Source organism: Polycladospora coralii, from assembly GCF_014773435.2.
GTDB lineage: Bacteria > Bacillota > Bacilli > Thermoactinomycetales > Thermoactinomycetaceae > Polycladospora > Polycladospora coralii.
Genome location: NZ_JACXAG020000001.1, coordinates 277,708 through 291,346, shown reverse-complemented (window position 1 = coordinate 291,346; position 13,639 = coordinate 277,708). Strand labels below are relative to the sequence as shown.

At 39.1% G+C, this 13,639-nt stretch carries 13 protein-coding genes; 8 read left to right on the top strand and 5 right to left on the bottom strand.

Annotated elements, in window-relative coordinates:
• Positions 1-18 precede the first annotated feature (18 nt).
• Positions 19-492 (bottom strand): DUF4912 domain-containing protein, encoded by a 474-nt coding sequence (locus IC619_RS01530; protein ID WP_191138354.1) that lies wholly within the window; start codon positions 490-492, stop codon positions 19-21.
• Between the two features lie 277 nt (positions 493-769).
• Here IC619_RS01530 and IC619_RS01525 point away from each other — a divergent pair, with 277 nt between their 5' ends.
• Together IC619_RS01525 and IC619_RS01520 are read left to right on the top strand one after the other, a co-directional pair.
• Positions 770-1,825 (top strand): nucleotidyltransferase family protein, encoded by a 1,056-nt coding sequence (locus IC619_RS01525; RefSeq protein ID WP_191138353.1) that lies wholly within the window; start codon positions 770-772, stop codon positions 1,823-1,825.
• A 94-nt stretch (positions 1,826-1,919) separates the two neighbouring features.
• Entirely contained in the window at positions 1,920-2,576 is a 657-nt protein-coding gene (locus IC619_RS01520; RefSeq protein WP_191138352.1) for an FMN-dependent NADH-azoreductase, read from the top strand.
• A gap of 55 nt (positions 2,577-2,631) precedes the next feature.
• Here the strand turns inward: IC619_RS01520 and lepB are convergent, their stop codons facing one another.
• On the bottom strand, positions 2,632-3,186 hold the full coding sequence (gene lepB / locus IC619_RS01515; protein WP_430624083.1) for a signal peptidase I: 555 nt from the start codon (positions 3,184-3,186) through the stop codon (positions 2,632-2,634).
• 401 nt (positions 3,187-3,587) lie between these two features.
• On the opposite strand from lepB, the gene IC619_RS01510 reads away from it, so the two are divergent.
• The 3 genes from IC619_RS01510 to IC619_RS01500 all read left to right on the top strand — a co-directional run bounded on the left by IC619_RS01510 (position 3,588) and on the right by IC619_RS01500 (position 7,296).
• A complete protein-coding gene (locus IC619_RS01510) occupies positions 3,588-4,757 on the top strand; it encodes a homogentisate 1,2-dioxygenase (RefSeq protein ID WP_191138350.1) in 1,170 nt (389 codons plus the stop codon).
• 1 nt (position 4,758) lies between these two features.
• Positions 4,759-5,400 (top strand): flavin reductase family protein, encoded by a 642-nt coding sequence (locus IC619_RS01505; RefSeq protein ID WP_191138349.1) that lies wholly within the window; start codon positions 4,759-4,761, stop codon positions 5,398-5,400.
• Positions 5,401-5,694: 294 nt separating this feature from the next.
• Positions 5,695-7,296 carry an enoyl-CoA hydratase/isomerase family protein gene (locus IC619_RS01500; RefSeq protein WP_191138348.1) on the top strand — a complete coding sequence of 534 codons (1,602 nt, stop codon included), beginning with the start codon at positions 5,695-5,697 and terminating at the stop codon, positions 7,294-7,296.
• Positions 7,297-7,323: 27 nt separating this feature from the next.
• Here IC619_RS01500 and IC619_RS01495 read toward each other — a convergent pair whose 3' ends face one another.
• Complete coding sequence (locus IC619_RS01495; RefSeq protein WP_191138347.1) at positions 7,324-9,084, bottom strand: glycosyl hydrolase family 28-related protein; 1,761 nt, start codon at positions 9,082-9,084, stop codon at positions 7,324-7,326.
• Between the two features lie 165 nt (positions 9,085-9,249).
• Here IC619_RS01495 and IC619_RS01490 point away from each other — a divergent pair, with 165 nt between their 5' ends.
• Positions 9,250-9,834, top strand: coding sequence for a hypothetical protein (locus tag IC619_RS01490; protein WP_191138346.1), 585 nt, complete (start codon positions 9,250-9,252; stop codon positions 9,832-9,834).
• A 25-nt stretch (positions 9,835-9,859) separates the two neighbouring features.
• Positions 9,860-10,768, top strand: a complete 909-nt coding sequence (locus tag IC619_RS01485) for a nucleotidyl transferase AbiEii/AbiGii toxin family protein (protein ID WP_191138345.1) — start codon at positions 9,860-9,862, stop codon at positions 10,766-10,768.
• Between the two features lie 28 nt (positions 10,769-10,796).
• Here the strand turns inward: IC619_RS01485 and IC619_RS01480 are convergent, their stop codons facing one another.
• Positions 10,797-11,354: a hypothetical protein gene (locus IC619_RS01480; RefSeq protein WP_191138344.1), complete on the bottom strand. Its 558-nt coding sequence runs from the start codon at positions 11,352-11,354 to the stop codon at positions 10,797-10,799.
• A gap of 173 nt (positions 11,355-11,527) precedes the next feature.
• On the opposite strand from IC619_RS01480, the gene IC619_RS01475 reads away from it, so the two are divergent.
• The gene (locus IC619_RS01475; RefSeq protein WP_191138343.1) at positions 11,528-12,388 is read left to right on the top strand and encodes a DMT family transporter; all 861 of its coding nucleotides are present in this window, start codon (positions 11,528-11,530) and stop codon (positions 12,386-12,388) included.
• Between the two features lie 140 nt (positions 12,389-12,528).
• On the opposite strand, the gene IC619_RS01470 is transcribed toward IC619_RS01475, so the two are convergent.
• Complete coding sequence (locus IC619_RS01470) at positions 12,529-13,617, bottom strand: NHL repeat-containing protein (protein WP_191138342.1); 1,089 nt, start codon at positions 13,615-13,617, stop codon at positions 12,529-12,531.
• Positions 13,618-13,639: the final 22 nt, after the last annotated feature.

Genomic DNA, 13,639 nt, shown 5'->3' with positions numbered 1-13,639 from the left:
ATAAATTCCTCCAGTAAATTAGAGATGATGGATGGCGGTGTAAGGTTGATTGCTTTTCTTTTCGCTTATGACGAAAAGGTCAGGAGTCTTGACGGATTCAGAGCGAAGAATTGGAGAAAAGCGTCCATCATAATAGATGCCTACATCAAGTTGATATGCATTTCCTGGTACTAAGTGTTCAAAATAACAAGTTTGTGCCCAGCTAGGGATGACGCGATCACGAAGCCCCTCTTGATCGATTTGATTAGCATAATATAATCTTACGCCATAAACAGGCTTCGTTTCGTTGATCTTACAATACGTTTTAATGAGTCGATGACGAGCTTCATCCATTTCCCAGTAAGCGTAGAGCTTAGTAGGGGCATGTGCAATTACTTTTATCCTGTTTTGGTTATAGTGGTTTGGTAATTGCCATCCTTTTTGAGAGATAACATTTTTCTTTGGCAATGACGTTTTCAAACTTTGAGCCCACTGCTTTATAGATGTTTTCATTTATAACACCCACCTTTGATTACATGCAATCCATAACCGTATTGACATGATTTCAGCTCATTGTATGTAAAAAACTACAAATTGTGAAAGATAGAGTAACCATACATTTTGTCATAAAAATGTGTGGTTACTTCAGGACAAAACAAGTTGTTTTGGCATATGTAATAAATAGTGAAGCTTATATACACGAGAAAAAATGAGTGCAAATGAGATGAAATTGGTGCAGCAATCCTTTGTTCGCAATGAAGTCATTTGCCGATATCAAAGGAGGAGAGGGATGAAAAAAGCTGTAATTATGGCTGGCGGGCAGGGGAAAAGGTTACGTCCACTTACGCTGAAAATTCCTAAACCCATGGTACCAATTGTCAATAAGCCTTGCCTTGTATATATTGTTAATCACTTGAAACAAAGTGGATTTACAGAGATTATTATGACTATCAATAAAAGAAATAACATGATAAAGGATTATTTTCAAGATGGCAAAGCGTTTGGAGTGAAGATTCATTATGTAGAAGAAGTAGAACCTTTAGGTACAGCTGGAAGTATAAAAAATTGTGCCCCCCTTCTCAATGAGCCATTTCTTGTAATAAGTGGAGACGCAGTGACGAATATTTCCATACAAGAAGCCATTGATTTTCATCAACGAGCTGGAGGCATTGCTACTATATTGTTAGCCACTGTCAACAATCCGACACAATTTGGTATGGTTCTGACGAATCGTGATGGACGCATTACACGCTTCTTAGAAAAGCCAAAACCATCAGAAATTTTTGGGCGTACAGTGAATACAGGCATTTATTTATTTGAACCTGAGATATTATCCCATATTGATAAAGAGGTAGCGGTGGATTTTGGTAAAAATGTATTTCCAAATTTACTAAATACTGATGAAGGTCTCTATGGATATTGTGTGAAAAATTATTGGAATGATATTGGCACAATTTCTGAATATTTTAATACGCAATTTAATCTATTAAACGGAGAAATTAATATTGATATTCCGCAACATATGGTTGGATCCAAGTATTATTTAGATGTGCATGCACAAATACATCCTACAGCTGAGATTACGCCTCCTGTCTATATCGGGGCCCACGCTCAAATAGGTCCGCATGTTCGGATCATGCCTCATACGATCATTGGTGATCATGTTACGATCTCTGATAATAGCGAGCTATCAAACACAATTATCTGGGATCATGTATATGTAGGTAGTCATACCAAGCTGAATCAAACGATTGTATGTAACCATACTTTCATTGAAGGTGAAGTAGCCATAAATAATAAAATTATTGTAAGTGATCATAAAAATTATATATTAAAGCAAGTATAATCACAGACCATGCAAAGAAACGATAATAGGATTGACAATTAGTCAATTATCAGTCTATGCTTTTAACATGTGAAAGGGAAGTGGAGGGAGCAGGATGGCTAACGTTTTATATATAACAGCCAATCCGAAGCCAGAGGAAGAGTCCGTCAGCTTACAAATGGGCAAGGCTTTTATAGAGGCCTATGAATTAGCAAATCCGATGGATCACATCATCCATCTTGATTTATACAAGGAGTATATTCCTTTCTTAGATGAAGATGTGTTTAATGGCTGGAATCATGCATTTTTGGGATTACCAACAACAGATGATGAACGAAAAAAGCTAAAGCGGATTAACGAGCTTGTCGATCAATTTGTGGATGCAGATAAGTATGTATTCGTCACCCCAATGTGGAATTTTGGTTCCCCTCCTGTTGTGAAGGCCTATTTTGATTGTGTATGTATGGCCGGAAAAACCTATCAAGTGCTTGGCAATGAAACGGTAGGTTTATTACTGCATAAACAGGCTGTCCATATTCAAGCACGTGGTGGGTTTTATGGTCAGAATGGTGAGCAAGCAAAAGAATTTGGAGATCGTTATATTCGTTTGATTTTAGGTTTTATGGGAGTATCTGATGTGCATTCGATTATAGCAGAGGGGACATCAGACCCGTACCGTTCAAAAAAAATGATGATTGAAGCGGTGCAACAAGCAAAAGCGTATGCACCTGTATTTGCTAGTTCAATGATGTATGAACAACAATGTGAATGAAAAAGACCCACAGATCAATTGATTTTGTGGGTCTTTTTGTGAGTAGATGAAAAACTTAATCAAAAAGTTTGATGCCTAAAACATGGTCGATCGGTATGGTTCCGATGACGCGACTATCTTGACTGTAATTCCGGTTGTCTCCCATGACGAAAATTTGGTTGTCAGGAACTTGGATCGTTTGATTAGGTGTATTCGTCATTTTTTCTTTAATATAGGGTTCATTCACTTTTTGTTCATTACGGAATACTTGATTGTCTCGTATTTCAATGGTATCACCAGGTTTACCAATTACACGTTTCACCCAAACCGTATTTTCTTCATGGCCAAATACAAGCCGGTAGAATGGATTATCAACTAAGTCATCTTTAAAAGATCGATCTCTATGTACACGACTATCAATGATCACGATGTCGCCATACTTAGGGTTGTATGAAAAGGTGCGCGGAATCTTAGAAATATAGATCCGATTCTGGTGATGGAGAGTGGGTTCCATTGAGTGGCCTGAAACTTTGGTAGGTTGAAAGAGAAAAATACTTACAAAAAGTGCAACCACGATTCCAATAACAATAGCACTACTCCATGTATAAAGTTCTCTTGCCCATTGTGACAACATCATTCATCCTTTCACATGATTAAGTTGAATAGTTCTACTATACTACAAGTGCAACCAACTGTCTTACTTTAGATTAAATATAGAGATGCGATTTTCCTTCTGAGATTGAAAAATCGCAGGTGTTTAACTGTCTCAATATATAGATATGAATGTATCCCTACTTTATATGAGAAATATTTATTAGCGAAGTGGTGTGGTGTTGATCTTTAGAGGGGGGAGACCTCCATCTGATTCCCCAAGCTCACTACTCCAAATACACGACGATAAAATAGGTGAATTATGCCATTCAGTAAGCTTGTTATTGATTATACATCGTTTGCTCTACCCAAGAATGATTGTTAAAATTAGAGTGTAAATTTCAAATCAAATGTCTACTTTGGAGAGTGGAGGGTTAACAGGTGCCTTTTTATCAGCGCAGGGGTCAGATTCCACGGAAACGTCACACCCAATTTAAAAAACAAGACGGGTCTCTTTATGCAGAGGAAGTTATGGGAACAAAAGGATTTTCCGGTATGCAATCAATTCTTTATCATGTTTATCCACCTACACAAATTAAGCCAGCTGTGTACTTAGGGGATTGGTATCCTGAATGTGAAGAAACAGGAGTAAATCAACATCGACACTTCCTCACCTTTACGCAGGAGATAAAGGGAGATCCCATATCAGGGCGTTTTCATCAATTGATCAATGATGATGTAGCGATCGCGACAGTACGTCCATCGGAAGAGATGGATTATTTTTTTCGTAATAGTGATGGCGATGAAATATGGTTCGTGCATAGTGGGGAAGGTATACTCGAAACGATTTTTGGTGATATTCCCTATCAAGCGGGTCATTATCTGGTGATTCCGGTAGGGACGACGTATAAAATTAAGATGACAAGTGAATCGAGTCGATTTTTAATCATTGAATCTGCCGGCGAAGTATCCATTCCTAAGCGATATCGAAATGAACATGGCCAATTTATGGAACACAGCCCTTTTTGCGAACGCGATATTCATCCTCCACAGCAGCTAAAACCGCAAACACAAAAAGGGGAATATAAGTTACGGGTAAAAGCGCGCAATCAATTACATGAATATCGCTATGTGCACCACCCTTTTGACGTAGTAGGGTGGGATGGTTTTTTATTTCCATGGGCTTTTCATATCGATGATTTTGAACCGATAACGGGTTCCATACATCAGCCGCCACCTGTACATCAAACCTTTTCTGCACCGGGATTTGTCGTATGTTCTTTCGTACCGCGTATGTATGATTATCATCCAGAAGCCATTCCTGCACCTTATTTTCATAGTAATGTGAACAGTGATGAAGTGTTATATTATGTAAAAGGAAATTTCATGAGTCGTAAAGGCATTCAGGAAGGATCGATTACCCTGCATCCGAGTGGGATCCCGCATGGACCTCATCCGGGAAAAATTGAAGCAAGTATCGGTAAGACTAGAACAGAGGAATTAGCAGTAATGGTAGACACTTTTAAGCCGCTACGGGTTACTAAACAGGCCCTACAGATGGAAGCAGAAGGATATATGAAAAGTTGGCTCCCGCCAGAAGAGGAGGAATGAAATGCAGATTGATCCGACAAACCAGACGCAAAAAGAGAATTACAAATTGCTGATAGGATCGGTCTTACCTAGACCGATTGCTTTTGTTACTTCTCTTCGTCCAGGAGGCATAGTAAATGCTGCACCATTTAGCTTTTTCTCAGTCGTAGCGACTGAGCCACCGATGCTGAGTATCACATGCGCACGAAAGCCGGAGGGAGTAAAAAAAGATACGTTATACAATATTGAGAAACAGCAAGACTTTGTTGTACATGTGGTAACAGAGGCTCAAGTCGAAAAAATTAACGCGACTGCGATTGACTTTCCACCTGATATTAGTGAGGCGGAATCAGTAGGGTATGACTTACTTCCAAGTGAGCGAATTGGTACACCTAGAATAAAACAGTCGCCTATTCAAATGGAGTGTAAACTTCACCAAATCCTACCACTAGGTGGAGATGAAGCATCGCCGAACTGTGACTTAATTATTGGAGAAGTGGTGATGTTCCATATCGACCCAGCACTTTATCGGGATGGAAAAATCAATACGGAGGCGTTACAACCTGTTGGGCGATTGGCCGGGCTTAACTATACGACGATTGGTAAAACATTTACCATGCCCCGTCCCTCATATGCAGAATGGAAAGCACGAAATCAAAATTGAAGCAAAAAAACGACAGCGCTTGCGAAATGAGCTGTCGTTTTTTTGCTGTCTTGGCGGTGGATTCATGATAAAAAGAGGAGGCCTCGTTGTCCTTTAGCGTAGTCAAGCGAACAATCTGTTGGCCGATTCGTAAGGTTTTGGTGGAGCATTAAACAGGAACTTGGAAAAATAGGCCCATTTTTGAAAAAAGACTTGCAAAACTGTTATATACTATATAAAATAAATGTAAAGGTATTATATAACAGATAAAACGAACACACATGATATAGAGACAGATAACAGGGGGCGACTTACTTGCAAACTTCCGTAAACCAAAAGATCAAACGCGTGAGCCATTATAAAAGTCCTATTTTTATCAATTATCCGTATTTTCAATTGCAATATCATGAAGTGCTACCGCAGAAAAAAATAGCGATCCTAGCTTTAAATGATCTTTGTCTTACATTACTTCATCCTGGTGCACTGGAAAGCTTACGTAAAGAGTTAACCAGCGTGATCGACGATCCCGCTGTGAAAACTTTAATTATTACCGGTGAAGAACGTAAGGTGCTTAACGATGCTAAGACTTGGGAGAAGGAAGTAGCGCAAGTTGACTTAAACGGAATCTATCAATTAATGGACACGATTGATAAATCAGATATGCCGACCCTTATTGCCGTACAAAAAGGAGCACTAGGTGTAGCGAGTGATTGGCTGGGTGTGGGCCACCTCGTCATTGCTGATTCGGAAGCTATTTTTAATACATGGATGGGAAACACACCCCTATGGGCTGGTGCGACGCAGCGTTTACCACGTCGTTGTCAAGCTGTAAAAGAAAAAGCAGGAGTACATGGTGCGATTAAATGGTTAATGTCAGGTGACGTGATGGATAGTGCACAAGCTTGTCAAATCGGTTTGGTTGATCAGATTGTGAAAGATAAGGATGTGCTCGTAACAGCCATTCAAACGGCACGCGAATATATCGTAGCTCAAGATGGTAACCTTTATCGCGCGTATGTTCGCATGGAAGCATTAAAAACAGATTGGAATCTAAAAAAGCGTTTTCAACATGATTTCTCACAGTATAAGCAGACACCTTATCATGCCATGACACAAAAATGCATCGAAACAGGATATCTAGAAGGAGTTAAGCGAGGATTACAGCTGGAACAAGAATGGATGTTATCGCGCACAACGATAAAACAAGAAATGGGGAGATTGAAAGTGGAATTACCCAAATACTTGGATCATGTGACAGCGGTGCAAGAGCAAGAATGGCAACAAACAGGTCAACTTCTTCGCCCAGGCAGTAGCTTTTATCCACGTTTCACAACTTTGCCAGCCTGGCAATATGCACATCAAGTAAAAGTAGATGAGATTGAGAATGAAATTGAAGTGGATAAAAAATTAGTGGCTGTACGTCAGCCGAAATCGCTTGAAGTTGTTGTATATATGCTAGCGAGTGAGTACCATGCACGCGAGTTGAATCGACAAACGGAACGACCAACTGATTTTGGGGTTAGTGGCAAAATTGGATTAGGTCTGGTAGTTGCGGTCGGTTCTGAGGTGAAGCGATCTGGACAGATGAAAATAGGTGAATTCGTTACCGTCAATTTACATCGGCATGCGTCGAACCCCTATGCCACATCTGAACAACATGAGATTGATTTACAAGGTACACATCAACAGTTTAGCACGGTTCATGTCTCACAATGTACACTTGGTAATCACCTCTGGGGAGGATACTGGAACCAACGCGAGTTATCGATCAAAATCATCCCATTCGCAGAAATAGAACAACAGCTCACTTCTGATATCTTTAAAGAAGAGCAGCATGATGTGGTCGTGATTCAGCATGCGATGCCCCGTCTTGACTTTGCAAATGAACAAGAGTTGTTGCAAGCGTGGGGGGAATAGGGAAGTGGTGTTAACCCCAATAGCTACTTATTGGGGTTTTAACTTGTGCGTAAAATTCACCTCTACATATTTTCCAGAAGCTTTCCATTTCTGAGAAGGATCTGGATAGAGGTAACAATCATACATGAAGATTTGGTTAAATTTAGGGTGAGCGTATGGAGATTCTGAGTTTGATGAATAGCGATGTTTGATTTGTTTGATACGTGCGAACCAAATAGATGTAGCTTCACCTTGCTTCAAGTAATCTAAGCGTAAAGGGCTACCTAGGGTAAGCTTCTGATGAATGAAATGAATTTCTACACCATTAATATACGAATGGGAAGCTAGACCGCTTAAGCGTAAAGCACATGCATATTTCGATAAAAGAGATTTCCAACCACAATTTACGAGTTTCATATTTTCAACGAAGCAGTTCTCGCCGTTAACGTATAATCCTTGCCAAAATCCTTCTATGTAGCTATCGCGGATGCTATAACCGTGTCTTAACTGAAGACCGATACCGTCTAATTTATCAGCTTTTTCTAGTTTCTGATTAATAAAACGAATGTGCGAGAAGTGCAGATGGGAAGATCCTTCAGCTATTTGATTACGTGAATACTGATAAAAGTTCAAATGAACAAATTGATAGTTGATCCGCTTCAAGGCGCTTTTACTATAAAATCCTTTGCATTGATGATAGGTAATATGGGAGAAGGTCATATCTGATCCACCCTCATACATCATGAAAACACCTGATTTCGAGATTACATTTTCCACTCTATGTCCCATTCCGCTGATGCTCATGCCTTTATCTAGTACACAATTACGATAGACAAAACACATCGAAGCACCGTGGCAATCTAGAGCGTGTGTATCCTGACCACTGGGATTGGGCGTGGTTTCTGATATATATACGCCATCTGCTGTGACATACATCGGTACGCCATAACCGCTATTACCACCACATACGCCGTGCCGATTACGACGTGAATAGATCTTTTTTAATGTGATGTATTTATTGGCGTCTGCGATTAATACACCATACAATAGGCCGTCGGTTTCACTATAACCGATGGATTCAAATTGATTGACCTTTATATTCATACAGCGATCTATTTTAAGACCCGCGTAATTCGTATGGATGCTTTTGATGTTGTGTACATGTGCACCGTCACAAAACTGTATGCGAATGGAGATGTTATGCGTCACTTCTCGGCCGGACTTTTTTTCTCCGTTCCGTTTGATTGTCATATGGGAAATCACGACATGACGATAGGGAGTAAAGCCATCTACACCTGCTACAGAAGTGTAAGGAAGATCAAGTGAAGCCCTCTCTTCAAATTGGAGTAATCCAGTTTCCGCGTGTTTGATCTTAAATAGCTCTCCGCTTTTGTAGTAACCGCGTATTGCTGCTCCACCATCCCATTCTTCCGTAAAGCGCTTATGATTACGATAAACGATAAAATCTCCTGAAAGTAATTGATTTTCGATCGGGTTAGACTGATCACCAACTTGGATATCTTCCGTTTGTATTAAACCCGTAATTGGGGGCTGGGGTAAGTCAAAAGCAATGACACGATTATGATGTTTTAAATCGATAATGGTGTGGTCTACACCAGCACCTACAACCGAACAATTTGAACCCAGTTCTAAGGAAGCCGAAACGAAGTAGGTTCCAGCAGGGATATAGACCACACCGCCACCAGCTGCCAGTACATCCTTTATGGCACGTTGCAAGGGATGCGTATCATCTGTCTCACCATCTCCTCGTGCGTGATAAGGAGGTTCTTTTACATTTACCTTAAGCATGCCTCATCCGCCCCATTCCTATAGATGATTCAATATATTCTAAGCAAGGGTGATTTCATGCCTGATATGTAGTTTATAGTAAGGAGAGACATCATTTATGACAAAAAAGCTATTCAAGATTAAAAATAGTATGCTAATGTTAATTTTGAGATGAGGAGGTAGAAAATGGAGTTTGAATATCATCTTACTGTTCAAGACATTGAAGAAACAGATAGACAAGCTTTTGTAGATTTTTGTAAATCTCTTTCAGTAAAGCCATTACTGATTGTATTAGATAAAGGAAATTATATCAGCCAACCGATGTGTACGGGTGTGATTCGTGATGTCGATTTTCCTAGAGCAAATCAAGAAATCGATAAAATGATTACTTTATTCGAAGAAAAAGGGTACAAAATGATGCGAAAGAAGATTGAAACTTCTCCACATGAAGAGCACTACTTCAATCAACCGCCACAACAACTTTTCAAACCGTATTTTGAATGGCACGGGAAAATTGAAGTCGAAGATGTGGAAAGGGTAAAAAAATTATGTGAAGGATTAGGAGGGCATCTTTCCAGAAATTCATTAAATGCCAATGGTAAAGTGAGATTTATAACGGTTAGAGAATATACAAGTAAACCGAAATTTTATGCCCGTGTGCAAGACATACATGCTATATTGCAGGTTAATCATATCGATATTATAAAACAACAACATGAACTGTGTATCTATGATAGTCGTGTAGAATTAGATCGTGGCTGGGTGACTTAATATAGTAGAATAGGGAGCGATCATCATGTTAAATGAAGCGACCATTAACAAAATGACCTATGAAGAGAAGGAACTAGTTGGATTAGAAGCACTGTTGCGCAGAATTGCCATTGTAAAGATGCCATTTATGTTAAAGGGAAGTTTATTAACACGGCAATATTTAGCAGATCCGAGTACGCGTTTCGTTGAAGATATTGATTTTTTATATGTGGGTAGAATCAAAGATGAAGAGCAAGCACATGAAATCTTTACGAACTGGATGAGCCAAGTGACCGAGCTTGATCTAGGTGATGGAATTGGGTTTGAAAATTTTCGTAAAAATGCGTTTTGGAGAAGAATAGACTACGCTATGGCGGAGGATTTTCCAACAATTAATACTGATCTAGGGTATTTCTTCAAAGCTGAGGAACATGAGAAAGGTGAGGAAGATGAATATGAAGACTTGCATGTGGATATTTCCTTTAATATCGATTTAGGATTTCAACCGTCTTCACTCACGTATCAGCCTGTTTTTGGTGAAAAATTCATTGTGCCATATGCTGTACCGCTTTCTATTCAAGTGGCTTGGAAACTTCATCAAACCATTGTAAGACCGAGATTAAAAGATCTATATGATCTTAAATATTTACTATCTCACTCTTCATATGATGATGATGCGAGAGTAGAGACACTACAAATGTTAGTAGATGAATGTAGTATAGATGAATCGATTACACCAGCAGATATTAAGAAAGTTCTAGTAGGTGATTTACAGGGCTTGTATGATGCGGTAACTGGAGATTATTTCTTTAACAAATATGCGGGCGAGCAAAATCATAAAGATTATTTCACGCAACTAGTTACTGAGTTACGTCAGCTGATGGATCGTAAGGGGATTAATCAGTATGCCTTTGATCACCTTCCAGAGCCTGGACTAAAAACGGTCAAGTCATAAGTCATACGATAACTTGACCGTTTCCTCCCTACATTTTGATATACATATAAATGAGCATCCCCCATGCCATCAAAAATGGAAATATACCACCTAGTCCACCGACTGAAGGTGTTTTTAATGCAGATCGATGTAAGAAGTTGCAATTCATTTGATACCAGTTGGGATTGAGGGGATTGATTTTCACGTCTACATGGGAGGGGAGTAAGGATGAAGGGTCAGTCCAGATGCTACCGCTGTAAAAGGTATAGGTGCGATTGTTATGTGGATGGGTCCATTTAGCGTGTATGCGATATGGAGATTGACCTGTGCTGGTGTTCCACTCACCAGCACCTTTTAATTTGATCCGATAATCGATGGATACGCCTGTCACTTGTGCTTGGATGGTTTTGTTATGTAAGAGTATGGTGCTCCTTTTGATGACTCGAATCAGTTTAAGAAATGGTGATAGAAAAACAAAAAGGGTTCCTAAAAGGATAAAGAAAGCACCCATCAATAGAAATAATGTGCGTATCGACTCATATTTTAATCCTTTATCGATGAACAATAGACCCATAAGTATAAAAGTAATTCCCAAATAAATAAACATGTCAACGCCCCTATCATGAGTTGTACCTATACGATTATAACATAATTCAATGATTTCTTAATTGAATATCTGTAAGGGAGGCGGTCGTATTTGACTTCTTTTCATATATCAGGTAATGTTTTTCGTTGAGCAGATATTCACCTTACGCGCGGGGTAGAAATAGAGGGAGTAAAATGGGAAACAAAGAAAAGGGAATTATCCTTTTATTGGTCTCAGCCGTCGGTTTTTCTCTGATGGCTGTTTTTGTGAAACTATCAGGTGATTTACCTACCATTCAAAAGACGCTTTTTCGTAATTTGATTACGGCGTTGATAGCGTTTGGCTTTATCCTTTATTATAAAAAGCGTTTTTTTGGTAGGCGTGAGAATCAGAAGTTTTTATTTTGGCGATCTGTGTTAGGGACATTGGGAATCATCTTTTATTTTTATGCGATCGATCATTTAGTATTATCGGATGCCGAGATGCTGAACAAATTAAGTCCGTTTCTCTTAATTATTTTCTCTGCGGTATTTTTAAAAGAAAGGGCTCGTACCTTTCAAGTGGTGGCCATTTTAGTGGCGTTTATAGGTACATTATTTATCATTAAGCCTGCCTTTTCTGTCGATCTGATTCCATATGGAGCAGGTGTGCTGTCAGCAATCTTTGCGGCTGGTGCTTATACGTTTTTACGTTTCTTAGGCGATAAAGAGAATTTTTATACAATTGTTTTTTATTTTTCCTTTTTTTCCACGGTTATTCTGCTTCCGTTTGTCTTCTGGTTCTATGAACCTATGAGCTTAAAACAGACTGTGTATTTACTGTTAGCGGGGACATTTGCTACTGTCGGACAACTGGGCATCACAGCTGCGTATAAGTTTGCACCAGCTAAAGAAATTTCCATTTTTATGTATGCAACAGTTATTTATTCATCTATTTTTAGTTTTATCTTTTTTGATCAATTACCTGATCGATATAGTATAACTGGTTATTTGATCATCTTTGCGGCATCTTTGTATATGTTTTTGCGAAATAAAAAAGGAGCCAACTCTCATTGAGATGGCTCTAGCTAAGATGAAATGAATGATTGTTGGATTGTTTTTGTGCGCTGTTTCAAAAAAATAAATATCACACCAATCTAAAAATCTATTGATATCCAGAATACCCAATGTTCGATGATTTATTATTTATGGTTTTGTTATTTTTGTTCTGTTTTATAAAATGCTTGAAGTCGTTTGTTTTGTAAGTCTGCGATATAGATCGTACCCCTATGATCTACCTCAATATCATGTGGGATTTTCATTTGACCCACTTGTGTTCCCCATGCTCCAAAGCGAGATAAAAACTTACCATTCCGGTCTAAAATCACAATTTGACTCTGTTCTTGATTACCCTCTGAATAAAGGGCATCACCACCATCTGCTACATAAATATGTTCATCCAACCCTACATCTACAGCAAAAGGGCGACCTAACTCTGATTGATTCCAACTCTCTCGAAAAGATCCATCTGGTGTAAACACTTGAATGCGGGCATTATTTCGATCGGCTACATAAAGATTTCCATCTTTATCTTGGGTAATACTGTGAGGAAGGTGAAACTGTCCGGCATTTGCACCAAATTGATTAACTTCCCATACTCGTTTTCCGCTTGCGTCAAATTTTACAATCCGGTGATTGCGATATCCATCACTAACAATAATTGATTCGTCTTTACCGACCGTAAGATCCGTAGGTCTTGCAAACGTGTCCGCATTGATCCCTGTTGGAAAGTGTGGAATCAAATTGCGTATACGAAGGGTCCATTCTAAATAGAACGGATATTCCTCCCCGAAAGTCTGCAGTAACGCTCCTTCCGGTGAAAATTTAAAAACTTGGTTTAATATAGTATCTGTTACATAGATCTGTCCATATGGATCAATTTCTAACCCATGTGGAGAAACAAAAAGATTTTCTCCCCATCTCTTTTTCACTTCTTTTGTTTGTGGATCAATTTCGATGATTGTTGGCTCTGTAATCCGTTTGTCACCACCATACGAAGAAGACCCGCGATGCAAATAGTATAGGTTTCCTGAAGCAGCAATTGCTACACCACTTGCCTCCCCAGCAATTTCTTTATCTTTCATTGTCAAAGGCCAAATGACTTCCGCTTTATAATGGGGAGATTGGGCAATAACTTGTGGTGGATCTTTATAAATAATCTCTTTGGTTCCGATGTCAACAAGGATTAAAATTGCGAATAACATCAATCCAATCATGACAATCCACAGTTGCTTTTTCCTAAACACGTTCGATTTTTACCTCCTTTTT